Annotated in this window: 8 protein-coding genes; 1 reads left to right on the forward strand and 7 read right to left on the reverse strand. The window is 73.9% G+C overall.

Translation table 11 applies throughout. From position 1 onward, the window contains the following. Positions 1-7: 7 nt before the first annotated feature. Complete coding sequence (locus ABZY33_RS29875) at positions 8-17257, reverse strand: type I polyketide synthase (protein ID WP_356494815.1); 17250 nt, start codon at positions 17255-17257, stop codon at positions 8-10. A 44-nt stretch (positions 17258-17301) separates the two neighbouring features. After that, entirely contained in the window at positions 17302-18495 is a 1194-nt protein-coding gene (locus tag ABZY33_RS29880; protein WP_356494816.1) for a cytochrome P450, read from the reverse strand. Between the two features lie 410 nt (positions 18496-18905). Between ABZY33_RS29880 and ABZY33_RS29885 the strand changes: the two genes are divergently transcribed. Further along, on the forward strand, positions 18906-20132 hold the full coding sequence (locus ABZY33_RS29885) for a cytochrome P450 (RefSeq protein WP_356494825.1): 1227 nt from the start codon (positions 18906-18908) through the stop codon (positions 20130-20132). Between the two features lie 104 nt (positions 20133-20236). On the opposite strand, the gene ABZY33_RS29890 is transcribed toward ABZY33_RS29885, so the two are convergent. The 5 genes from ABZY33_RS29890 to ABZY33_RS29910 form a co-directional block, all read right to left on the reverse strand. Then, entirely contained in the window at positions 20237-20800 is a 564-nt protein-coding gene (locus ABZY33_RS29890; protein ID WP_356494817.1) for an NAD(P)H-dependent oxidoreductase, read from the reverse strand. A gap of 127 nt (positions 20801-20927) precedes the next feature. Then, a complete protein-coding gene (locus ABZY33_RS29895) occupies positions 20928-22010 on the reverse strand; it encodes a Gfo/Idh/MocA family oxidoreductase (protein ID WP_356494818.1) in 1083 nt (360 codons plus the stop codon). After that, positions 22007-22993, reverse strand: coding sequence for a Gfo/Idh/MocA family oxidoreductase (locus tag ABZY33_RS29900; protein ID WP_356494819.1), 987 nt, complete (start codon positions 22991-22993; stop codon positions 22007-22009). The genes ABZY33_RS29895 and ABZY33_RS29900 overlap by 4 nt, the downstream gene beginning before the upstream one ends. 158 nt (positions 22994-23151) lie before the next feature. Continuing rightward, positions 23152-23781 carry a hypothetical protein gene (locus ABZY33_RS29905; protein WP_356494820.1) on the reverse strand — a complete coding sequence of 210 codons (630 nt, stop codon included), beginning with the start codon at positions 23779-23781 and terminating at the stop codon, positions 23152-23154. Continuing rightward, entirely contained in the window at positions 23778-24704 is a 927-nt protein-coding gene (locus ABZY33_RS29910) for an AAA family ATPase (protein WP_356494821.1), read from the reverse strand. The genes ABZY33_RS29905 and ABZY33_RS29910 overlap by 4 nt, the downstream gene beginning before the upstream one ends. Positions 24705-25952 lie beyond the last annotated feature (1248 nt).

Here is a 25952-nt window from a genome sequence, read left to right on the forward strand (position 1 = left end):
ATCAGGGTCAGCTCGTCTTGCCCAGGGCCCGTTGCACCAGGTCGGCAACGTCCATCGCGTCGATCAGTTCCTCGTCGCCGGCGGCCGGCGGCGCCTGCGCGCCGTCGTCGGTGCTGCCGCCGCTGTCGTCGGCGAGGCCGAGGAGGGCCTCCAGGACACCGGCCTCCTTGAACCGGGCGAACGGCACGGACGCAAGGACCTGCCTGAGGTCGTCCTCGCGCGCGTCCGGCCCGTCGTCGTTCTCTTCGAGCAGTTGGGAGCGGAGGTACCCGACGAGGGCCTCCGGGGTCGGATAGTCGAAGACCAGGGTCGCGGGAAGCCGCAGTCCGGTGGCCGCGCCGAGGCTGTTGCGCAGGTTGACGGCGGCCAGCGAGTCGAAGCCGACCTCCTGGAACGCCTGGCGCGGGCCGATGCCCTCCGCGCCGCCGTGGCCGAGCACCGTCGAGGCGTGGCCGCGGACGAGGCGCAGCAGAACGCGGTTCTGTTCGGCGTCGGGGGCGCCGCGCAGGGTGTCCGCGAGGGAGGAGGCGGCCGCGTTGTCCTCGCCGTCCTCCCGTGCCGCCCGGAGCACCGCCTGCGCCTCGGGCAGGTCGGCCAGGAGCGGGCTGGCGCGGACGGAGGTGAACGCCGGTACGAAGGCGGCCCAGTCCATGTCGGCGACGGCCACGAACTTCTCGTCGCCCCGCACCGCCTGGACCATCGCGGTCACCGCCGGCTCCGGCGCCATGGGCAGCACCCCGCGCCGGCGCAGCTGCGCCAGGGCCGCTTCGTCCATGCCGACGCCGATCTGGTCGAGCGCGCCCCAGGCGAGCGACGTGGCCCGCAGGCCCCGGGCGCGGCGCCATTCGACGAGGGCGTCCAGGACGGCGTTGGCCGCGCCGGACGGGCCCTGGCCGCCGCCGCCCCACACGCCGGCGATGGAGGAGAACACCACGAACGCGTCGAGCGGTGTGTCGTCGAACCGCTCGTCCAGCCACAGGGCGGTGTCCACCTTGGCGGCGAACACCTCGGCGAGGTCGGCCGGTGTGGTGGCGTCGACGGAGCCGGTCCGGGTGGAGTCCGCGGCGTGCACGACGGCGCTGAGCGGATGTGCGGGGTCCGCGGTGACCAGGCGGTCGATCGTCTCCCGGTCCGTGTCGGGGCAGGACTCGACGGCCGTGGGGACGTCGAGCGCGGCCAGTTCGGCGCGCAGTCCGGCCACGGCGTCGTCCGGGGCCTGCGCGGTGGTGGTGAGCACGAGCCGTTCGGCGCCCGCCCGGGCCAGCCAGCGGGAGACGTGCCGGCCGAGGCCCTCGGCGCCGCCGGTGACCAGGACGGTGCCGCGGGGCTGCCAGCGGGGTCCTGCGGTGTCCGGCGCCGGCAGCGGCTTGCGGACCAGGCGGCGGCCGTAGACGCCCGAGCGGCGGACCGCGAGCTGGTCCTCGCCGCCCGCGCCGTCGAGCACGCCGAGCAGGTACTGGGCCGTACGCGCGTCCGTCCTGGCGGGCAGGTCCACCAACCCGCCCCAGCGGTCGGGGCGTTCGAGCGCGGCGGCCCGGCCGAGGCCCCACAGGGCGGCCTGGGCGGGTGAGGTGAGCGTGTCGTTGATACCGATGTTCACCGCGCCCCGGGTCAGGCACCACAGCGGCTGGGTGGCGTTGCCGTCGGCGAGGGCCTGCACCACGGCGAGGGCCGAGGCCGTGACGGCGAGCGGGTCCTGCGGTCCGCCGGCGGCCTGTTCGTCCAGGGCCAGCAGGGACAGCACGCCGGTCACGTCGTGTTCGGCGAGGACAGCGGCCAGCCGCGCGGCGAGCCGCTCCCGCGTGCGGTCCGGTTCGCCGACCGCGAGCCGGACCATGCCGAGCCCCTGAGCCTCCAGCTCCGCGAGGAGCGCGTCGACAGTGGGGTCCTCCCGGGCGGGTACGACGACCAGCCAGCGTCCGCCCGGCACTCCGGTGGCCTCGCGGCCCAGCGGCTGCCAGGTGATGTGGTAGCGCAGCTTCTCGGCGGAGGACTGCTCGCGCTGTCTGCCGCGCCACTGCGCGAGGACGGGGACGAGCGTGTCCAGCGCGCCGCGCTCGTCGGGCGACGCCGTCTCCAGGAGCGCGCTCAGCGAGTCCAGGTCGGCGTCCTCGACGGCCCGCCAGAAGCCGGAGTCCTCGCTCCGGCCGCTCTCGGCGCCGTCCTCGGCCGCGGCCTCCCGCAGCCAGTAGCGCTGCCGGTCGAAGGCGTAGGTGGGCAGTTCGGGCCGCACGGGGGCCGGTCCGGTCCCGGCGGGCAGGACGCCGGCCCAGTCCACCGGGACGCCGCGCACGAAGAGTTCGGCCGCTCCGGACAGGAGGCGGCGCAGGCCGCCGTCGGCGCGCCGCAGGGAGCCGGTCGCCAGTGCCTGCGCGGCGCCGTCGGCGTCGTACACCGCCTCGTTGACCGGCTGGACCAGGACGGGATGGGCGCTGATCTCCACGAACACGCCGTGGCCCTGGCGGACCAGTTCGGCGACCGCGGGGCCGAACTTCACCTGGCCGCGCAGATTGCCGTACCAGTACGCGCCGTCGAGGACACCGGCGTCCTCGATCCAGCCGCCGGTCACGGTCGAGTAGAAGGGGATCGTGGGCGCCGCGGCCGCGACGGCGGACAGGGTCTCCGCGAGGACGGACTCGACGTCCGCCACATGCCGGGTGTGGGAGGCGTAGTCCACAGCCACCCGGCGCACCCGCACGCCGTCCGCGGTCAGCGCGTCCAGCGCTTCGTCCAGCGCCCGCGCGTCACCGGCGACCACGACCGAGGACGGGCTGTTGACCGCGGCGATCTCCACCCGGTCCGCCCAGCGCTCCAGGCGGGCGGCGGCCTCGCTCTCCCCCAGGGCGACGGACGCCATGCCGCCGCGGCCGGCGAGCCGTTCGCCGATCGCCCGGCTGCGCAGCGCCACCACCCGGGCCGCGTCGTCGAGCGACAGCGCGCCGGACACGCACGCGGCCGCGATCTCGCCCTGCGAGTGGCCGAGCACCGCGTCGGGGCGCACGCCGAGCGAGGACCAGACGGCGGCCAGCGCGACCATGACGGCGAAACTGGCGGGCTGCACGACGTCCACCCGCTCCAGCAGCGCGGGTTCCTCGCCGCGCAGTACGTCGAGCAGGGACCAGTCGATCCACGGGTCGAGGGCGGCCGCGCACGCGGCGATCCGGTCGGCGAAGACCGGCGAGGTCGCCAGCAACTCCCGTCCCATGCCCACCCATTGCGAGCCCTGGCCCGGGAAGACCCACACGACCTTGCCCGGCGCGGCCGCGCCCGCGCCGCCGGTCACCGCCGCGGGTGTGCTCTCGCCGCGCGCCAGCGCCCGCAGCGCGTCGACGGCCTCGTCATGCGATCCGGCGACGACCACCGCCCGCTCGCCCAGCAGGGCCCGGCTCGACAGCAGCGCCGCGGCGGCGGGGGACAGCGCTCCGGGCCCGGCCGCCTCCAGGTACGCCGCGAGCCGCCCGGCCTGGCCCGCCAGGGATGCGGCGCCGCGCGCCGACACGACGAGCGGTACGACAGCGGCGGGGGCGGGGTCGCCAGCGTCCGTGGGGGGTGCCTCGGTGGGCGCCTCGGCGGGGGCTTCCTCCAGGATCAGATGCGCATTCGTACCGCTGGCGCCGAAGGAGGAGACTCCGGCCCGGCGGGGCCGGCCGGAACGCGGCCAGTCCCGGGCCTCGGTCAGCAGCTCGACCGCGCCCGCGGACCAGTCCACCTGCGTGGTCGGCTCGTCCACGTGCAGGGTCGCCGGAAGCGTCTCGTGCCGCAGCGCCTGCACCATCTTGATGACACCGGCGACGCCCGCGGCGGCCTGCGTGTGCCCGATGTTCGACTTCAACGACCCCAGCCACAGAGGCTGTTGAGGGTCGCGGTCCTTGCCGTACGTGGCGAGGAGCGCCTGCGCCTCGATCGGGTCACCGAGGGCCGTGCCCGTGCCGTGCGCCTCGACCACGTCCACATCGGCCGGGGAGAGTCCGGCGTTGGCGAGCGCCTTGCGGATGACGCGCTGCTGCGAGGGCCCGTTCGGTGCGGTGAGGCCGTTGGAGGCGCCGTCCTGGTTGACCGCACTCCCCCGCAGCACCGCCAGCACCTTGTGCCCGCGCTCGCGCGCCACCGAGAGCCGCTCCAGGACGACCACGCCGACGCCCTCGGCCCAGCCCGTGCCGTCGGCCGTCGACGCGAACGCCTTGCAGCGGCCGTCCGCGGACAGGCCCCGCTGGCGCGAGAACTCCAGGAAGGCGTCCGGACTCGCCATCACCGTCGCACCGCCGGCGAGCGCCATCGAGCACTCGCCCTGCCGCAGCGACTGGGCCGCCAGATGCATCGCCACCAGCGACGACGAGCAGGCCGTGTCGACCGTGACGGCCGGGCCCTCGAAACCGAAGACGTACGAGACGCGGCCCGAGGCGACACTCGCCGCCGTACCGGTCATCAGGTATCCCTGCGCGTCCTCGGGCACCTGGCGCAGCCGGGTCACGTAGTCGTGGTGGACGATGCCGGTGAAGACGCCGATGTCGCCGCCCCGGGTGGACAGGGGGTCGACGCCGGCCCGCTCCAGGGCTTCCCAGGAGGTCTCCAGGAGGAGGCGCTGCTGCGGGTCCATGGCGAGGGCCTCGCGCGGCGAGATCCCGAACAGCGCGGCGTCGAACCGCGCGGCCTCGTGCAGGAACCCGCCCTGCCGGGTGTACGACGTGCCCGCGTGGTCCGGGTCCGGGTGGTACAGGCCCTCCAGGTCCCAGTCGCGGTCGAGCGGGAACCCGGAGACGGCGTCCCGCCGCTCCATGACGAGGTCCCACAGTTCTTCGGGGCTGTCGGCGCCACCCGGCAGCCGGGTGCTCATGGCGACGATCGCGATGGGTTCGTCGGAGACGGCCACCGCCTGCCCGGCGCCGGGCGCGCTCGTCTCCTCGCCGAGGAGTTCGGCGCGCAGGTGCTCGGCCAGGGCCGCCGGGGTGGGGTGGTCGAAGACGAGGGTGGCGGGCAGGTCGACCCCGGTGAGGTCGTGCAGCCGGTTGCGGAGCTTGACCGCGCCGAACGAGTCGAAGCCGAGGCTCTTGAAGGGCTGTTCGGCGGCGAACGCGGGGCCGTCGCCGTCCCGGTGGCCGAGGACGACGGCGATGCTCTCCTCGATGAGCTGCCGCACCAGGCGGTGCTGCTCCCCGGCCGGGAGAGCGGCCAGCCGTTCGGCGAACGCCTCGCTCGCGCCTTCGTTCCGGGCGACGCGGCGCCGGGTCGGAGCGGCGACGGGCGTGGGTACCGGCGCGGGTGCGGATACGGCTTCGGGTAGGGGGGCGTGGGTGCCGGTGGCTTCTTCGGGTACGGCGGCCAGGCGCACGGGGCCCAGCGCGGCGACCGGGGCGCCGGAGAGGTCGGCCAGCTCCACGAGGTGGCGGCCGTCCGCCACGGGCGTGGCCCGCAGCCGCAGCGCCGTGGCGCCCTGCGCGTACACGGTGAGGGCCGCGCACTCGGCCACGTCGTCCGGCCCGGTGCCTGCGGTGCCGAGGGTGCGCAGCGCGAGGTCGAGGAGGTGCGGGTGCAGCGTGAACCGGTCGGCTTCGCCGGCCCGTTCGTGCGGCAGCGTGATCTCCGCGAGCACGCGGCCGTCCCGGTCCCGGGAGGCGGCCGGGCCGGACAGCGGCCGGTCCCGCAGGTCGAACGACGGTTGCGGGGCCCCGGGCACGAGCCGGGCGCGGGCGTGGCACGTCCAGGGCCCGTGCTGCTCGCCCGAGGCGCGGCTGTGGACGGCCGCGTCGCGCCGTCCGTCCGGGCCGGGGGCGCCGACGGTGACCCGGAGCTGGGTGCCGCCCTGCCCCGGCCGGGACAAGGGCGCGTCGACGACGACGTCTGCGAGGCTGCCACACCCCACCGCGTCACCGGCCCTGACGAGCATCTCCAGCAGGGCGGCGGCCGGGGGCCGGCCCGTGGCGGTGCCCAGGCCGGGGCTGCGCGGGGTCAGCCGGCCGGTGAGGACGACGCCCGCGTCGCCGGGGAGTTCGACGACGGTGCCGAGCAGCGGGTGCCCGGTGCTCGTGGCGCCCAGGGCCTCGGCGCCGCCGGGCCCGGTGGTGTCGTCGGTCTCGACCCAGTACCGCTGGTGCTGGAACGCGTAGGTGGGCAGCTCGGTCCCGGTCGTGGGCGCGGTGGCCGGACGGCCGAGGACCGCGGGCCAGTCCAGGGCGACGCCGCGTACGTGCAGCCGGGCGAGGGCGGTCAGGACGTCGGCGGGCTCGGTGCCGTCCTTGCGCAGCGTGGCGACGCAGCCCTCCTCCCGGACGCCGGGGGCGGCGAGTGCCAGCGCGGACAGGACGCCGCCCGGGCCCACTTCGAGGAAGGTCGAGGCGCCCTGTTCGCCGAGGGCGGTGAGGGCGGAGCCGAACCGGACCGTGTGCCGCACCTGGTCGACCCAGTAGCCGGGGGTGGACAGCCGGCCGTCCCGGTCCGGCTCGCCGGTCAGGGTGGAGACGACGGGGATGCGGCCCGGCCGGTACGTCAGGCGCTCCGCGACGGCGCGGAACGCGTCGAGCATGGGCTCCATCAGCGGTGAGTGGAAGGCGTGGCTGACGGGGAGCCGGCGTGTCTTGTGGCCGCGACCGGCCAGTTCGGCGGCGGCGGCGAGGACGGCGTCCTCGGCGCCGGACAGGACGAGCGCGGCGGGGCCGTTCACCGCCGCGACGCACACCGCCCCGCCGGCCCGGCCGAGCAGCGGCGCGACCTCGTCCTCGGTGGCCTGGACGGCGACCATCGCGCCGCCCTCGGGCAGGGCCTGCATCAACCGGGCGCGGGCGGCGACGAGTTCGGCGGCCTGTGCGAGGTCGAGGATCCCGGCGACGTGTGCGGCGGTCAGCTCGCCGATCGAGTGCCCGGCGAGCAGGCCGGGCCGTACGCCCCAGGACTTGAAGAGCCGGTACAGCGCCGTCTCCACGGCGAACAGGCCGGTCTGGGTGTACAGGGTCCGGTCGAGCAGCGCGGCCGCGGGCGTGCCCGGCGCGGCGAACACGACGTCGCGCAGCCGGTGTTCCGCGTACCCGGACAGGTGGGTGTCCAACGCGTCGCAGGTGGCGGTGAAGGCGGCCGCGAAGACCGGGAAGGTACCGGCGAGCCGGCGCCCCATGCCGGCCCACTGGCTGCCCTGCCCGGTGAAGAGGACGGCCAGCTTGCCGGGGTCCGGGGTACCGGTGACGACGGCGGGGCTCTCCTCACCGGCGGCGAGGGCGTCGAGCCCGGCCCGCGCCTGTGCGCCGTCGCCGGCCAGCACCACGGCCCGGTGGTCGAACTGGGCGCGGGCGGTGGCGAGCGCGTGAGCCGTCCCGTCGAGCGCGACGCCGGGACGGTCCTCAAGAAAGCGGACCAGCCGGGCGGCCTGCCCACGCAGCGCACCCGGGGTCTTGGCCGACACCGGTACGAGCAGGGGGGCGACGTCGGGGAGCACCGACTGTTCGGCGGCCGTGTCGAGGAGCGGGGCCTGTTCCATGGTCGCGCCGCGGCTCGGGGACGGCTCGGCGTCCGCTCCGGGGAGCACGGACGGTGCGGCCGCGAGCGGCGCGGGCTGTTCCGGGGCCACCAAAGGCAGCGCGGGCTGATCCGGGGCCTCCTCAAGGATGACGTGTGCGTTGGTGCCGCCGATGCCGAAGGAGGAGACGGCGGCCCGGCGCGGGTGGCCGGCGCGGGGCCAGTCGCGGGCCTCGGTCAGCAGTTCCACCGCGCCCGACGTCCAGTCGACGCTGGTGGAGGGCCGGTCCACGTGCAGCGTGCGGGGCAGGACCCCGTGCCGCATCGCCATGACCATCTTGATGACACCGGCGGCACCCGCGGCGGCCTGGGTGTGCCCGATGTTCGACTTGACCGAGCCCAGCCACAGCGGCGTACGCGGGTCCCGGCCCTGCCCGTAGGTGGCGAGCAGCGCCTCCGCCTCGATCGGGTCGCCGAGCGTCGTGCCCGTGCCGTGCGCCTCGACGGCGTCCACGTCCGGCGCGGACAGACCGGCGTGCGCCAGGGCCTTGCGGATGACGCGCTGCTGCGAGGGCCCGTTCGGTGCGGTGAGGCCGTTGGACGCGCCGTCCTGGTTGACGGCGGAGCCGCGTACCACCGCGAGCACCTGGTGTCCGCGGCGGCGGGCGTCCGAGAGCCGCTCCACCAGGAGCAGCCCCGCGCCCTCGGACCAGCCGGTGCCGTCCGCGCCGTCGGCGAAGGCCCGGCACCGGCCGTCGGGGGCGAGGCCGCGCTGCCGGGAGAACTCGACGAACGTCTCCACGGTGCCCATCACCATCACACCGCCGGCCAGCGCCATGGTGCACTCGCCGCGGCGGAGCGCCTGCGCCGCCAGGTGCAGGGCCACCAGCGAGGACGAGCAGGCCGTGTCGACGGTGACGGCGGGGCCCTCGATGCCGAGGTGGTAGGCGATGCGGCCGGAGGTGACGCTGCCCGAGCCGCCGGTGAGACGGAACCCCTCGACGCCGGACGCCTGGTGCATCCGCACGCTGTAGTCGTGGCTGTTGACCCCGGCGAACACGCCGATCTCCTGCCCGGCCAGGGTCGTCGGGTCGATCGCGGCCCGCTCGAACGCCTCCCAGGACGTCTCCAGGAGGAGGCGCTGCTGCGGGTCCATGGCGAGGGCCTCGTTCGGAGAGATGCCGAAGAAGGCGGCGTCGAATCCGGCGGCGTCGTCGAGGAAGGCGCCGTGGCGCACGTAGGTGGTGCCGGCGTGGTCGGGGTCCGGGTCGTAGAGCCGCTCGGTGTCCCAGCCGCGGTCGTCGGGGAACTCGCTGACGGCGTCGACGCCGTCGGCCACCACGCGCCACAGCTCCTCGGGGCTGCCCACCCCGGCGGGGAAGCGGCAGGCCATCGCCACGATCGCGATCGGCTCGTCGTCCGTCCCGGCCGCGACGGCGGGCGCGGCCGCTCCCGCGTCCGGCCGTGGGGACGGAGCGCCGAGCAGCCGGGTACGCAGTTCTTCGGCGAGCAGCACCGGCTTCGGGTAGTCGAAGATCACCGCCGGGGAGAGGGCGAGGCCGGTCGCGGAGACGAGCCGGTTGCGCAGTTCGACCGCGGTCAGCGAGTCGAACCCGGCGTCCTTGAACGCGCGGTCGGCGCGGACGGCGTCGGCGGAGCCGTGGCCCAGGACCTCGGCGGCCTGCCGGCGCACCAGGTCGACCAGGGCCGCCGTCCGTTCGGTGTCGCTCAGTGCGGCGAGGCGCTCGGTCAGGGCGGCGGACCCGGTCCGGGCGGCGCGGGCCGCCGGCCGCGGTGCCGGCGCGAGTGCGCGCAACAGCGCGGGCACCGGGGTGTCGGCGGCGGCCGCGCGCAGGGCCCGCACGTCGAACTTCGCGGCGACCAGCGTGCCGTCGGTCTCCTCCTCGGTGCGCAGCGCGGCGTCGAGGAGCGCCATGCCCTCGGCGGCGGTGAGTCCCGTCATGCCCATGCGCTGGTTGCGCCGCAGGTCCGCGGCGCCCAGGTGTCCGGTCATGGCGCTGACCGTCGACCAGTAGCCCCAGGCGAGGGAGACGGCGGGCAGGCCGAGCCGGTGCCGGTGCCGGGCCAGCGCGTCGAGGAAGGCGTTGGCGGCCGCGTAGTTGGCCTGGCCGGGGTTGCCGAGCACACCGGCCGCGGAGGAGAACAGCACGAAGGCGGCGAGGTCCAGGTCCCGGGTGAGTTCGTGCAGGTGCAGCGCGGCGTCCACCTTGGGCCGCAGCACGGTGTCGATCCGGCCGGGTGTCAGCTCGGTCAGCACCCCGTCGTCCAGGACGCCCGCCGTGTGCACGACGGCGGTCAGCGGATGCGTGGGCGGTATCTCGCGCAGCAGGGCCGCCAGTTGGGCCCGGTCCGACACGTCGCAGGCGGCGACGGTGACGGACGCGCCCAGCGCGGTCAGCTCCTCGCGCAGCCCGGCGGCCTCGCCGCGCCGGCTCGCGAGGACGAGGTGGCGGATGCCGTACGCGGTGACGAGGTGCCGTGCGGTGAGGGCGCCGAGCGTTCCGGTGCCGCCCGTGATCAGCACGGTGCCCTCGGTGTCGAGGCACCGGGCCCGCGGTCCGGTTCCGCTGGACCTCGCGGCGCGGCTGTCTCCGTCCGCCCGGGTCTCCGCCCGTACGAGGCGGGGCACCTCGGCGAGGCCGCCGCGGACCCGCAGCTGCGGCTCGCCGCTCAGGAGCGCGGCCGGCAGCGCCGTCCGGGAGGCGTCGTCGAGGTCCACGAGGACGATGCGGCCCGGGTGTTCGGACTGCGCGGAGCGTACGAGCCCCCACACCGCGGCCGCGTCGGGGGCGTCGCAGTCCCCGGTGACCACGGCCAGCCGGGTCTCCTCCAGGGCGGGTTCGGCCAGCCACGCCTGGAGCACCGCGAGCGCGGCGCCGATGGACGGGCGGGGGTCGCCCGCCGCGGGGCCGGGCCCCGCCTCGTACAGCAGGACATCGGGAGCGGCGCCGCCCGCCGCCCCGAACGCGGCGACCTCGCCCGCGGTCGCGACGGACGCGAGGGTGAGGGGCCGGTCCGCGTCCGGGAGGGAGGTCTCCGTCCAGTCGACGGAGAACAGACTGTCGCGCGGCACCGCGTCGGCGCCGCCCGCCTCTCCCCGCCCAGGGGTGAACGGCGCTCCGCGCACGCCCTCGACGGTCATGACGGGCTGCCCGGTGGGGTCGGTCAGCAGCAGCGGTGTGCCTGCCGCCGCGTCCGCGCCCCGGCGTACGCACAGCGCGGTGGCGCCCGAGGCGAGGAGGCTCACGCCGGTCCAGACGGCCGGGAGCATGCCGTCCGGGACGACCGTGCGGACGGCGGCGTCGAGGAGGGCGGGGTGCATCCCGTACCGGTCCGCGTCGCGCAGGGCGGCGTCCTCCGCCGTGACCTCGCGGACGTGGTCGTCCGGTACCGGGACGGCGGCTGCCGGGCGAGCGCCGGCGGGTGCCAGCGTGCCGTGTGCGTGCCGGGTCCACTCCGCGTCCATCGGGGCGTCCCCGGACCGCGAGTACACCTCCACCGGACGGCGCCGCGTCCCGTCGGGCGCACCGACGACGATCTGTAGGTTGCGGCCGCCGTGCTGCGGCAGCACGACGGGCGTATCGACGGTCAGTTCGTCGAGGACGGGCGCGGCCGTGAGGTCACCGAGCCGGACGGCCAGCTCGACCAGGGCCGCGTTCGGCACGACGACGTCATCGTTCGGCGGCAGGACGGTGGCGGCGTCGGCGCCGGCGGTGAGCCAGGGCTGCGAGGCGAGCGACCACCGGGACGTCGCGATGACACCCCCGGATTCGGGCATGCTGACGACGGCGCCGAGCAGCGGATGACCGCCCCCGTCGAGCCCGAGCGAGGTCGCGTCACCGCCGGTCGCGGCGGGCCGCAACCAGTAGTGCTGACGGTCGAAGGCGTACGTGGGAAGGTCCACGGTCGCTGCCGGGGCGCCGGCGGGCAGCATCCGGGCCCAGTCGACGGGCACGCCGTGCACGAACAGCGCGGCCATCGAGGTCAGCAGCCGTCGCAGGCCGCCGTCGTCCCGCCGCAGCGAACCCGTCACCACCGCGTCCGTGCCGCTCGCGTAGGCGGTCTCGGTGACCGGCTGGACCAGGACGGGGTGTGCGCTGATCTCGACGAACGTGTCGTGCCCCTGAGCCAGCAACTCGGCCACGGCCGGGCCGAAGGCTACCTGGCCGCGCAGATTGCGGTACCAGTACCCGCCGTCCAGCACCCCGGGCTCGTCGACCCAGCCGCCCGTGGCAGTGGAGTAGAAGGGGATCGCCGGGGCCTGGGCACTGATCCCGTCCAGTACGCGGGCGAGGGTGCCCTGGATGTCTTCGACGTGGCGGGTGTGCGAGGCGTAGTCGACGGCGACCCGGCGCACCCGCACACCATCGGAGGCGAGGGTTTCCAGGGCCTCGTCCAGCGCGTGGGCGTCACCGGCGATGACGACGGACGACGGACCATTGACGGCCGCCACCTCGACCCGGCCGGACCAGCGCCCGAGACGAGCCACCGCGTCGACCTCGTTGAGCGCGACGGACGCCATCCCGCCACGACCAGCAAGTTCCCCGGCAATCGCCTGAGAGCGCAACGCCACGACCCGGGCCGCATCCTCCAACGACAGCGCCCCGGACACACAGGCAGCGGCGATCTCCCCCTGCGAGTGCCCGACCACGGCATCCGGCAGCACACCCACCGACGACCACACCGCCGCCAGACCCACCATCACCGCAAAACTCGCGGGCTGAAGCACATCCACCCGCTCCAACAGCTCAGGCTCCGCCTCACCCCGCAGCACATCGACGAGCGACCAGTCGACGTACGGCTCAAGCGCCGCCGCACACTCACCGATCCGCTCCGCGAACACCGGCGAAGAGTCCAACAACTCCCGGCCCATGCCCGCCCATTGCGAGCCCTGGCCCGGGAACACCCACACGACCTTGCCGGGCGTACCCGAGCCGCCACCGGAGACGACACCGGCCGCACTCTCACCACGCTCCAGCGCCCGCAACCCGGCCAGAGCCTCCGCGTGCGACGCCGCGACCACGACTGCCCGCTCGCCCAGCACCGCACGGCTCCGGGCCAGCACAGCGGCGATCTCCACCGGCGACACCCCGTCGTTGTCCTCGACGAAGGCCGCCAGCCGCCCCGCCTGACCCGCCAACGAGGCAGCGTTGTGCGCCGAGACGACCAGCGGCACCACTCCCCCGGCCGGCGCCTCCCCGGCGGAGCCGTCCGCGGGCGCCTCCGCCGGGGCCTCCTCCAGGATCAGATGCGCATTCGTACCGCTCACACCGAACGCCGACACAGCAGCCCGGCGCGGAGCCTCCCCCCGCGGCCACGCACGGGCCTGCGTGAGCAGCTCCACCGCGCCCACCGACCAGTCGACCTCGGCCGTCGGCTCGTCCACGTGCAGGGTCGCCGGAAGCGTCTCGTGCCGCAGCGCCTGCACCATCTTGATGACACCGGCGACGCCCGCGGCGGCCTGCGTATGACCGATGTTCGACTTCAACGACCCCAGCCACAAAGGCTGTTGAGGGTCGCGGTCCTTGCCGTACGTGGCGAGCAGCGCCTGCGCCTCGATCGGGTCGCCCAGGGCCGTGCCCGTGCCGTGCGCCTCGACCACGTCCACGTCGGCCGGGGACAGTCCGGCGTTGGCGAGCGCCTTACGGATGACCCGCTGCTGCGAGAGCCCGTTCGGAGCGGTCAGCCCGTTGGAGGCGCCGTCCTGGTTGACCGCACTCCCCCGCAGCACCGCCAGCACCTTGTGCCCGCGCTCGCGCGCCACCGACAACCGCTCCAGGACCACGACGCCGACACCCTCGGCCCAGCCCGTACCGTCGGCCGCCGCGGCGAACGCCTTGCAACGGCCGTCCGCGGCGAGCGCCCGCTGCCGCGAGAACTCGACGAAGTTGTCGGGCGTCGCCATCACCGCCACGCCGCCGGCCAGCGCCATGGAGCACTCGCCCTGCCGCAGTGCCTGAGCCGCCAGGTGCATCGCCACCAGGGACGACGAGCAGGCCGTGTCCACGGACACCGCGGGGCCTTCGAGGCCGAGGACGTAGGAGACGCGGCCCGACGCCACGCTGGAGGCGAGGCCGGTGCCGGCGAAGCCCTCCACCTCGGCCGTGACCGCGCCCGTCCCGTATCCCTGGCCGAACAGCCCGGAGAACACGCCGACATCGGCGCCCTTCAGCGAGAGCGGGTCGATACCCGCCCGCTCGACCGCCTCCCAGGACGTCTCCAGGAGGAGGCGCTGCTGCGGGTCCATGGCGAGGGCCTCGCGCGGCGAGATCCCGAAGAGCCCGGCGTCGAACAGTCCCGCGTCCGCGAGGAAGCCGCCCTGCCCGGTGTACGACGTGCCCGGGTGGGCCGGATCGGGGTCGATCAGCGTGGCGAGGTCCCAGCCCCGGTCCGTGGGAAAGTCCGTGACGGCGTCCACGCCGTCCCGCACGAGCCGCCACAGATCCTCGGGCCCGGCCACCGCGCCGGGGAGCCGGCACGCCATACCCACGATCGCGAGCGGCTCGTCGGGCCCGGCGGCCGTGACCGGCGTGCCGACCGTCGTCCCGGAGCCATACGATCCGGAGCCAGGTGATCCGGAGTTGTCGATGCCGAACAGTTCGGTACGGAGGAAAGCCGCGAGGGCCGCCGGGGTGGGGTGGTCGAAGGCGGCCGTGGTCGGGAGCCGCAGGCCCGTCCGGGCGGTCAGCCGGTTGCGCAGGGCGACGACGGCCATCGAGGTGAAACCCAGGTCGCGGAAGGCACGGCCGGCCGGGACCAGTGCGCTGCCCGCCCGGTCCAGCACCTCCGTGGCCTGGGTGCGGACCAGGTCCTCCAGCAGCGCCGCCTGCGCGCGCTCCCCCAGCCCGGACAACCGCGTGCGCAGGGCTTCCGCGACGGACTCGTCCGGCTCGTCCGCGGCGGCGGGTTCCTCGGCGGGTATGCGCAGCAGCGCGGGCACGTACGTGTCCGGTGAGGGGGTGCCCGCCGAGGTGCGTGCGGGCAGGACCAGCAGCAACGGGTGTCCGGCCGTCAGCGCGAGGTCGAAGGCGTGGAGCAGCTCGTGCGGAATCCGGCCGGTGTCGTCGCTGCCGTCGTCGGCGTTGGCGGCGGCGTCGGCGCCCTGTCGGGCGCTCCCGGCGAGGAGGGTTCCGGGCAGCTGCCGCAGGCGGCGGCCGCGTACCACCGCGTCGCACAGGAGCGCGTCGACGGCGGTGTCCGGGGCGCCGCTGGCGCCGAGCAGTCCGGCGGTGGACGACACGGCGAGGAAGGTGACCGGAGTCTCGCCCGACGTCAAACGGTCCAGGCAGAGCGCCAGTTCGGGGTCGTCGGCGGCGTGGATCACCGCGCTCACCGGGTGGCGCAGGTCGGCCAGGGCGTCCCGGAGCGCAGCGAGGCGCGCCGCGTCCGCGGTCACCCGCATGACGCTCGTCCCGGCGAAGGCCAGCGCGTCTCCGGCCGCGTCCACGGCTACATCTCCGGTCGCCTCACCGGCCGACGCGCTGACGAGCAGCAGGTGCTTCACTCCGTGCACCGTGGCGAGGCGGTGGGCGAGCGCCGCGCCCAGCCGCGTGTCCGCGCCGGTGACCAGCACGGTGCCGCCGAGGTCGGCGGCCTGCGGCGAAGAGGGTGAGAGAGGCGAGGAGTCGGCACGTGCCGTATCGGCCACGGGCAGGCGGGTGACCCGCGGAATCAGCAGGGCCCCCGCGCGTACGGCGAGTTGCGGCTCGCCGGAGGCGACCGCCGCGTTCAGCAGCTCCGCGGACAGGCTCTGCGTCGTCGGCGCGTCCAGGACCACCGGTGCCGTGGGCCGGGCGTCCTGGTGGGAGCGCGTGACGCCCCACCGGGCGGTCTCGGTGAGGCGCTGAGCGGCATCGCCCTCATCGGCCGCGACGCCGCCGCGGGTGAGGATCACCAGTCTGGAGGCGGCCGGTGCGAGGTGGCGTGTCCAGGTGTTCAGGTCGTCGGCCAGGAGCCGGGCCGCGGCGCGCGCGGCGCCGGCCGTGTCAGGCCCGGTGTCGGCCGCGGGCAGCATGACGGTGACCTGCGCGAGAGGCTCCCCGCCGGCTACGGCGGCGCTCAGTGCCGTCAGGTCCGGGTAGTGGCGGACCGCGGCGCCCGCCGCTTCCAGGGCGCCCGCGAGGTCCGGCGCGGCGGGTCCGAGGAGCGCCCAACTCCGCACCGGGTCGACGGAGTCGGCGGTGCCGGGGACCGGCACCCATGCGACGCCCGCCACCGTGTCGTGGTGGCCGCTCGCCGCGTACCGCAGGCGGTGCGGCTGCTCGGCCAGGAGGCGGCGCCTGATCTTGCCCGACGCGGTCCGGGGGACGCTCGCGATCTCGTGGATCCGCTCCGGCACCTTGTACGCGGAGAGCTGCTCGCGGCACCGCTCCATCAGTGTCCCGGGGTCGAAGCCGGCGGGGCCGGGGACCACGTAGGCGACGGGTACTTCGCCGAGCGTGTCGTGCGGGGCGCCCGCGACCGCCGCGTCGGCGACGCCGTCGACGGCGCGCAGGACGGTCTCGATCTCCTCGGGGTGGATGTTCTCGCCGCCGCGGATGACGAGTTCCTTGATCCGGCCGCAGATGGTGAAGTAGCCGGCGGCGTCGCGGCGGGCGAGGTCCCCGGTCCGGAACCAGCCGTCGCGCAGCGCCCGCGCGGTCGCGTCGGGGCTGTTGTGGTAGCCGGCCATGATGTTCGGCCCGCTGACCCAGACCTCGCCCTCCTGCCCGGTGGGGACGTCGGCGCCGGTGCGGGGGTCGACGACGCGGACGCCGACGCCCGGTACGGGCAGGCCGCAGGAGCCGTCGACCCGGGCGCCGTCCGGCGGGTTGACGGTGATGGCGCCGCAGGTCTCGGTGCTGCCGTAGGCGTCGACCAGCGGGACGCCGAAGGTCTCCTCGACGTCGCGGTGCAGGCCGGAGCCGGTGACCGCGCCGCCGACCAGGCCGACGCGCAGGCTCGGCGCGTGGAACCCGTGCCGCCGGGCCGCCGTCACCAGGTGGTGGTAGGTGGTGGGGACCCCGGCCAGGAACGTCGGGTCCTGCTCGCCGAGCACCCGCATGACGTCCTCGGCGGAGCCGCCGTCCAGGAGCCGGGCGGTGGCGCCGGTGACGGTGACGGACAGCACGCACGCGATGTGCGAGAGGCTGTGGAAGAGCGGCAGCGGCCACAGCACCCGGTCCTCGTGGGTCAGCGCCGGCACCGGTACGTAGCAGGAGGCGACGGACCACAGGCAGTTGCGCTGGGTCGACAGCACGCCCTTGGGCCGGCCGGTCGTCCCCGACGTGTAGAACATCCAGGCCACCTCGTCCAGGGCGAGATCATCCCTGGCGGCCCGCTCCGGTTCCGCCGTGGCGAGGGCGTCGTAGGCGTGGACGTGCGGCTCGGCGAGCAGCTCCGCCGGGACCTCACCGGTCACGAGCAGCACGGTTCCCGGCGCCAGTCCCGGCAGGCCGCGCAGGCGCCGGGCCCGGGCCGCGTCGGTGATGATGAGCGTGGCGCCGCTGTCGGTGAGCAGGTACTCCAGTTCGGCCGGGGCCGAGGCCGGATTGAGCGGCACGCCGATCCCCGCGGCGCGCACGGTCGCGAGGTAGCTCTCCACGGTGGCGACGGTGTTGCCGAGGCAGATCGCCACCCGGTCGCCGCGTCCGACGCCGAGGTGTGCCAGGTGCCCGGCGAGCCTGCGGGTGCGTGACTCCAGGTCCCGGTAGGTGACCGCGCGCCGGTCGTCCTCGAACGCGGTCTTGCCGGGGAAGCGGGCCGCGTTCGCCAGGAGGGTGACAGGAAGTGGCTTGATGAGGTCGGTGCGCACGGTGCCGCAGATCCTTTCGGCAGGAGGTTCGGCCAGGAGAAGAGTCACCAGGAGACGGGCAGGCTCTTCACGGCGAAGACGGAACCTTTGAGGCGCAGCGGCACGTCGTCGAAGTCGACGGCAAGGCCGAGGCCGGGGAACGCGCTGAGGAGGGCGGCGAAGCCGGCCCGGAGTTCGACGCGCGCCAGGTTCTGGCCCAGGCACTGGTGGATACCGAAGCCGAACGCGACGTGGCCCGAGGTCTCGCGGCCGATGTCCAGGGTGGCGGGGCAGGCGAACTTCGCCGGGTCGCGGTTGGCGGCGGGCAGCGAGACCGTGACGCTCTCCCCCTTCCGTACGGTCTCCCCGTTCAGCTCGATGTCCTCCAGTGCGGTGCGGTACGTGTCGTACTGGTTGACGGTGAGGTAGCGCAGGAGCTCCTCGATCGCGGCGTCGAGCCGGGCGGGGTCCGCGCGCAGCGCCGCGAGCTGGTCGCTGTGGTGCAGCAGGGCGAACACGCCGACGGCCAGGGCGCTTTCAGTGGTCTCGTAGCCCGCGAACAGCAGCAGTGTGACGATGTTGCGGAGTTCTTCGTCGCTCAGGTCGTCCTGCGCGGCGAGGCGGCTGATGAGGTCGTCCTGCGGTGCCTTGCGCCGGAGTTCGATGATCTCGGTGAAGAAGGCGGTGGCCTCCCCCATGGCGGCCACGGCCTCCTGCGGGTCGGTGTCCGGGTCGTGCAGGAGCGTCGGCGCGTGACCGTAGCGGGCGGCCTCGCTGTAGGGCAGGCCGACGAGTTCGGACAGGACGCGCAGGGACAGCGGCTTGGCGAAGTCGGCCACCAGGTCGGCGGGGGAACCGTGGTCGCGCATGACGGCGATCTGCTCGGCGGCGACGGCCCGGGCGCGCGCGGCGAGCCGGTCGGCCCGGCGGGCGGTGAACTCACCCGTGAGCAGGCGGCGGTAGCGGGTGTGGTCGGGCGGGTCCATGTGGATGAACATCCCGGGGATGCGCGGGTGGTTGGGCATCACCTGGCCGTGGTGCGTGACCGGGAAGTGGCCGATCTCCGTGCTGTGGCTGAACCTCGGGTCGCTGAGGACCTTGCGCGCGACCTCGTAGCCGGACGCGATCCAGCCGATGTGCCCGTCGGGGTACACCATGCGGGCCAGGGGCTGTTCCTTGCGCAACGCGTCGAAGATCGCCGGAGGATCGAACTGATGGGTGCGTGCCCACGGCTCCTCGAAAGAAATTGCATTGCCCATGAATTCTTTCCCCCAAAATTCCGCGAGCCCAAGATCCTGTGTGCCCAGATATCGCTTGTATCGCGATGGCGCTGTGAAACGGAACGGTTTCCCGCGAATTCGAGAGGCGAGGCCGTCCGGCCGGTGTCTCCTGCGTCAGATTAGACGAGCGGTGCCGACCGGTCATCCCTGACTCCGGTGGGCGGCCCCATTCTTGAGCCGATCCCGAGGGCATCTGCAGAGCGCTCGCGCACCCGATCTGAAATTCCCGTGAGGACCGCTCGAAATCGAGTACAGAGTCGCTCGAATGACGGTCCGCACGCATTCTCTTTTACGGCGCGCGCCGGCCGCACCATGTGTCGCGTCCGCTTTCGAGAGCCCCTCAAGAGCCGCCGACTACGGTCGCCCCGGACCACATGGCCCGTACACCGATGTGCGGGCTCCCCCCACTGTCCGGAGCGAGGTCTTCCTTGACGCGAGAAGTGGCGTTCCCCCAGGACCGTACGTGCCCCTACGACCCGCCTCCGGGCTACGAACCGCTGCGCGCCGCGGGGCCGTTGACCCGGGTCAGCCTGTTCGACGGCCGCTCGGTGTGGGCGGCCACCGGACACGAGGTGGCCCGCGCCCTGCTGGCCGACCCCCGTCTCTCCAGCGACCGTACGCACGAGGACTTCCCGTCGCCCACGGCGCGGGGCGCGACGGTCCGCGGCCAGCGCCTGCCCCTCGTCGGAGTCGACGACCCGGAGCACAACGCCCAGCGCCGAAAGCTCATCCCCAGCTTCTCGGCCAAGCGGATCGCGGCGCTGCGCCCCGGGATCCAGGAGAGGGTGGACCAGCTCCTGGACGCGCTGGAGGCACAGGGGCCGCCCGCCGACCTGGTGACCGCTTTCGCGTTCCCGCTGCCCGCCATGGTGATCTGCGCCCTGCTCGGCACCCCCTACGCCGACGCCGCCTTCTTCGAGGAGCAGTCCCGGCGGCTGACGCTCAGCCGGCGGCCCGAGGAGGTCGAGCGAGGCCGCGGCGAGCTGAGCGACTACTTCCGCGAGCTGATCGACAGCACGTGGGACGGGCCGGGGGACGGCCTGATCGGCGATCTGATCCGCGAGCAGCGCGCCACGGGCACGGACGACCGCCAGGAACTGGTCATGCTGGCGAGCGTCCTGCTCGTCGGCGGCTTCGAGACCACGGCGAACATGATCTCCCTCGGCACCTACACCCTGCTCCAGCACCCGGACCGGCTCGCCGAGGTCCGGGCCGACCGGACGCTGATGCCGTCGGTGGTCGAGGAGTTGCTGCGGTTCACCTCCATCGCGGACATCATGCTGCGCCTGGCGACGGAGGACATCGAGATCGCCGGGCAGACCGTCCGCCGCGGCGACGGCATCGTCTTCCCGCTGTCGCTCATCAACCGCGACGCCGACGTCTACCCGCGTCCCGACCGCCTCGACTGGCACCGGGCCGCCCGCCACCATGTCGCGTTCGGGTTCGGCAGCCACCAGTGCCTCGGCCAGAACCTGGCCAGGGCCGAGCTGGAGATCGCCCTGGGGACGCTGGTGCGGCGGCTGCCGGAGCTGGCCCTCGCCCGGCCCGCGCACGAGATCCCCTGCAAACCGGGGAGCACGATCCAGGGCCTCATCGAACTGCCCCTCGTCTGGTAGCGGGCCGTGCACGTTCGGCGGCCCTGGGGCCCGGACGCCGACAGGCGGTCCACCTCTTCGGTGGACCGCCTGTCATCTGCCGGAGCCGGTGCGGGCCCGGCGGCTCAGACCGTGCGCAGCGGCGCGAGCGCGTTCGTCCAGGTGACCACCTCGGTGAGGAGCTGCTGGAGCGAGACCTCGTGGCGCTCGGTGGGCACGAACGTCGTGAACCGCTCGAAGTCCGCCTGGAGCGACAGGTGGACCTGGGTGTGCACGGCCGCGAGCTGGACGGCGCCCGCGATGTGCCGCAGGTGGTCGATGGCGCGGGCCCCGCTGACGTTGCTGCCGTACCCGACGAAGCCGGCCGCCTTGTTGTTCCACTCGTTGTAGACGAAGTCGATGGCGTTCTTCAGCGCGGCCGGGATGGACCGGTTGTACTCGGGCGTGACGAAGACATACCCGTCGAGCTCGGCGATCTTGGCGGCCCAGGCCCGGGTGTGGGCGTGCTCGTAGTCCCCCATCCGCGGGGAGCGCGGCTCGTCGAAGAGCGGGAGGTGGTAGTCGGCGATGTCGACGAGTTCGAAGTCCGCGTCCTCGCGCGTACGGGCGGTCTTCTCGATCCACTCCGCGATCTGCGGCCCGACGCGGCCGGGCCGGGTGGTGCCGAGGATGATGCCGATGGTGGTCATGCGGGTCTCCAGGTGCGAGCGCGGGTGCGGGTCAGAAGCAGAGATCAGGAGCAAGGGTGAACAGAGTGCCTGGGCACGCGGGTGCCTAGGGCGTGAACCGGCCAGACCGGCGGCCCGGACGCCCCGGTCAGGCCCGCGCCGGCCGCGGTTCGGCCTGCGGCCCGCTCTGCGGTGGTGGCGCGGTCAGGGTCACGGGCCGGCCGGTCCGCAGGGAGGCGCGGGCCGCCTGGACGATCCGCAGAGTCCGCAGGCCGGCCGCGCCGTCGGGACCGGGGCCGTTGTCGGGGTCGGCGTCCGCCCTCCGCGCCCCCTCACCGATCGCGGCGAGGAACCCGGCGAGCATGACCGCGTCCGGGTCCTTGCCGCGTGTCTCCCAGCGTTCGCGGGACGTGGCGGCGTCGAATCCGCCGACCAGCCGCGGGGTGGCGGTGAACTCGATGCTCCCCCGGTCCCCGATGAGGGTCAGGGCCGGTCCGCCCGCGGCCGGTTCCTGGCGCGCGGGTCCCGCGCCGCAGTCCAGGGAGACGACCGTTCCGTCCGCGTAGCGCACGGTGACGAGAGCGGCGCTCTCGACGCCCGGCTCGGCGCCGCCCGACGCACTGGCGAGGATGCTGTTCGCCTGGGCGTACACCTGTTCCGCCGGTGCCCCGCCGAGCACGGCGTCCACCATGTCGAGGAGCTGGGGCGCGGTACTGTCCAGCACTCCGCGCGCCGCAGCTCCTGAACGGGCGGCGTTCCAGGGCTTGTTGTACGCCCCGAGGACGGTCGTGAGGCTGCCGAGGGCGTCCCCTTCGGCGAGCTGCCTGCGCAGGGCGGCGAACGCCGGGCCGAAGCAGGCGGGCGAGGCGAGAGCGAGCCGCACGCCCGCCTCCGCGCAGGCCCGGACCGCGGCGTCGGCATCCGCTTCACCCGCCGCCACCGGATGTTCGCAGAGCACATGGGCGCCGGCCGCGGCGGCCCGCTCGATCAGTTCCCGGTGCAGGCCGGTCTCGCTGGTGACGACGACGGCGTCGGGGCGCAGCGCGAACACCTCGTCCCAGCTGTCCGTGTACACCGCGCCGAGCCGCCCGGCCGCCTCCCTCCCCCGCCGCGGGTCGCGCGGCGAGCCGCCGGGGTCCGCGATGACCAGGTCCACGTCGGGCATGCCGTGGAGCAGCCGGGCGTATGTCCCGGCGTGCTCGTGGGCGAACGACAGCACGGCGACCTTCATGCGGTGGCCCCCTTCACGGGCAGTTCGACGGCGCGTCCTGTCCACGCGGACCGTGCCGCGGCCTGGGTGATACGGACGGCGGCCAGCGCGTCGTGGGAGACCAGACGCGGGGCGGGCCCGCCGCGCAGCGCGTGGGCGAATTCACGGATCTCGGAGGCGAACGGGGATTCCCCGTAGTAGCCGAAGGTCCCGGCCTGGCCGCCGCAGACCTGGATCTCCTGGGGCCACTCGGAGTCGTGGACGATCGTCCCGCCCGTGCCCGACACGTGGTAGGTGACGCGGATCGGCGGCTGCGGTGTCGGTGTCCACCGGCTCACGACCTGGCTGAGCGCGCCGCTCGCGTGCGTGAGCACGGCGGTGCCGACCGCGGCGGTGCCCTCGGGCGCCGGGGCGGCGATCTCGCCCTGGTAGTGGGCGTGGACCCGTACGACGTCCCCGAAGAGCCAGTAGGCGATGTCCACGCCGTGCAGCATCTGGTCGGTGAGGATGCCGCCCGACTCCGGGGAGGCGTGGCCCGTCCAGGCCCGCGGGTGGTATCCGGCGACGGTGAAGCGGGCGACGGTGCCCGCGCCCAGGCCGCCCGCGGCCACCAGCTCGTGGAGCCGGGCGTAGGCGGGGGCGAACCGGATGTCGTGCGCCGGGTAGAGCGGCACACCGGCCGTGTCCGCCGCCTCGACGATCTCCTCGGCCTCCGCGGTGTCGGCCGACAGCGGCTTCTCGCACACGACCGCGACGCCCTGGGCGATGGCGGTCAGCGCGATGTCGCGGTGGGTGCCGGTCGGCGAGCAGATGTCGACCGCGTCGGCCCCGGCGAGCGCGTCGGCCAGCGAGTCGACGGCCTTGGCGCCGAACTCGGCGGCGAGCTCCGCGGCCCGGCCGTCCAGCGAGTGGACCCGCACGGACGCCCCCGCGTCGATCCAGGCCTCCAGGTGGAGCCGGGCTATCAGCCCCGCGCCGATCAGTGCCACCTCGAGCTGCCGCATGGCATCCCCCAGCCCTTCATCCCGGTCGACCGTCCACGCAGACGAGCTGCACGTCTGAGGTCCGATCAGTCTCGCCCGCACCGCCCACCGGGACCATCACCAACGTGAGTAGTCCTAGTGGGCAGGCCCTGGGCGGAAAGGGGGTGGGGGTGGCGTCGTCAGGCGTCCCTGCGTCCGGGCAGGTACTGGTCGAGCACGGCGGCCAGGAACTTGGTGTGGTCCGGCAGCCCGGCCTCGGCGACGAGCCCGTCGATGATGGCGCGCTGCGCCCGCGTCGGCTTGTACTGCAGCTGTACGGGCCCCAGGCCGCGCAGGTCCGAGTTGTCGGGCGCCACGGCGAACAGCTTGGACTGGAACTTGGGCGCCCTGCGCGCGTCCTCGACGACCTGCGCGAGCCCCTTCTCCACGGCCGCTTCCACGGCCAGGAACACGATCTGGGTGTGGGTCAGATCGCTCTGCTTGCGCAGCTTCCGGAAGCGGTTGGCGACGTTCGTCGACACGTAGAAGCCGACGGGCTTGGCGGTATCCGCGTCGTTGACGGCGGGCGGTGCCTCGTCGACCGGCTCGCGCGTCGGCGACGGCACCACGGCCACGGGCGCCACCGGGGCGGCCTGGACCGGTGCCGCCTGGAGCGGGGCGGCCGCCGGCGCCGAGGTCTGCGGGGTGGCCCAGCCCGCGAGCGCGTTGGACGACGCCGCTCCCCCGCTGAACAGATTGCCGACACCTTCGTCGGACATGGTCTGCTCGTCGTCCTCGTCGCGGGTCCTCTTGTTCTTCGGCGGTGTCATGCCGCGGCTTCCTTCCTCAGTTCGAGCGCCCTGGCGAACATCTCTTCGGTGAATCCTTCGTAGTCTGCGGCAAGCCCCTCGGCGGTCTCCGGAATCGACCGGTCACCGCCGACGCGCCGGTCCGCCAACTCCTGCACGAGCAGCCCGCGCTTGCGTACGAGCCGTGCCACCGACTCGGTGTGCCCGATGAGGTGCTTGAACATGTGGGCCTCCTCGCCCAGCACCTTCTGCACCTGGCGCCGTACGTCGGCGTGGATCCCGGTGTACGTGCGCCCGGTGTCGAAGAGCAGCACCCCGAGCAGCGCGATGTGCGGGTTGAGCCGGCTGACGAACTTGACGTAGGAGAACTCGAGCCCGATCTGCGCGAGACCGTCCTCGGCGCCGCCGTCGCTCTTGACGGGGATGACCAGCCAGCGCGCGGTGGACAGCGCGAGCCGCTGGAGCGACGGGTTCTCCGGCGGGGTGTCGAGGATGATGATCTGGTACCGGTGCGCGATCGGCAGCAGGCACATCAGCAGCCGGAGGTAGGCGTGCGGGCCTTCCTTCGCGAGCAGCGTGTGGAAGAAGATCCCGAACTCGTCGCCGAGCGCGGGACCGCCCATGACGACGTCGAGGTTCTCCCGGACGTTCTCACGCGGGGTCAGCGGCGCGCCGGTCCGCAGCGATTCGAGCAGCCCCACTCCCCCGTCGTTCCACTCGGCCCGCTTGTACCCGAGTTCGCGCGCGATGTTGCCCTGCGCGTTGCAGTCGATGATGAGCGTCCGCAGACCGCTGCGCGCGGCCTTCCCGGCGGCGTTGGCGGAGACGGAGGACTTACCGACGCCACCCTTGCCGTTGCCGAACATGAAGATGTGCGACAGCGCTTCCCAGGGGATGCCGGGCTGCTGCGCCTGCGCGTCGGGTGCTTCGAAAGGGCTGGCCATGGGTCCTCACTCTGGTTCAGGCCGGGACAAGATCTGTCCTATTTGAGCTGGTATGGATGGGCGAAAGTTCGCTCAGAACGATCCTGCGCTCCGCAGACCCCCCAGAGGTGGTCCCGGTAGGGCCCGAAGGCACCGAGGACGCCCTGAGAACGTCCCCCACTCCCCTGTTCCGCAGGTCAGCCGAGCATTTCGGGATGGGCGACACATGGGCGCGGCCGTGGCCATCAGCACGGTGCCCCCGACCTCTCAGCACGTCTGGGCCTCCACGACTGAGCAGGTCGACCGCCCGATAAAGACACCATCTGACGCCTCCACAAGAACAGTCACCTCCAGAGCAGTTGCGGCACAAGGCGATGGGCACATTACCAGGAAGATCATGCAACCCGTCGACCGACACACCACAGTGCGTGCCGCCAGGCAGGCGGTCGTCTGTGCCGAGGGGTTGATGTGCGCGCTCGGGTGCGGGCCTGCATCTGCCTTGGCCCGCACGCTGGGGGCCTAGTCAGTCGGCTTGCCTGCGTGGGGACCGGCGGGGGGATGGACTGTCCCGCAATGAGGCGTGCCGCTTGAGCTGAATGCGGGTGGCCCTGCTGGGTGCTGGGCTTGCCGACGGGCCTATGGGCGTACCTGACCCTCTGCCTGCGCACTGGCGACCGGACAGGCCGCTGCTCCAGCACGGCGTCAACTGGTTGGGTCCACGGTAGGACTTACGGACTGGGTTGCTACTGGGCTGGCCTGCGTATCGGCTGTGCGAGTGGCGGGTAGACCAGTTGACGAGTTGCTGGGTGCCTTCATATATCGGCGTGCTGGCCCAGTGGTTGCCCGACTGGTGCGGGGGCCCATCAAGAGGTGGACTTCCATACCCGCGCACGTTCGCACCGGTAGACAGACTAGACAGCAGACGGGGTAGCAGGCTGGGAGCCTGACAGGGACCCCCACTTCCATGCCTTTTAGCTGATCGGTACGCGGGGCGATGTGGTGGCGTGTTGCCGAGCTGGGGTGCTGTGTCATCCCCTGGCTGGTCTGGAAGCGGACACGCATCGGAGCGGGGGGACAGGTTAGTGATTCGGCATCCATGCCTGCACCCGTACTGACAGGCAGACAGATCAACCTGCCGATGTGGGGACTGATGTTTCAACCCGTGAAGAGGTACATGAGCCAGCAGGGCTGCGTACTTGTCTGCAGGCTCGCCAGGACGCCGACTTGCCTTCAACCCTCGGTGCTGGCGCAACCACTCATCTGCGTCTG

The organism is Streptomyces sp. NPDC006552 (genome assembly GCF_040611655.1).
GTDB lineage: Bacteria > Actinomycetota > Actinomycetes > Streptomycetales > Streptomycetaceae > Streptomyces.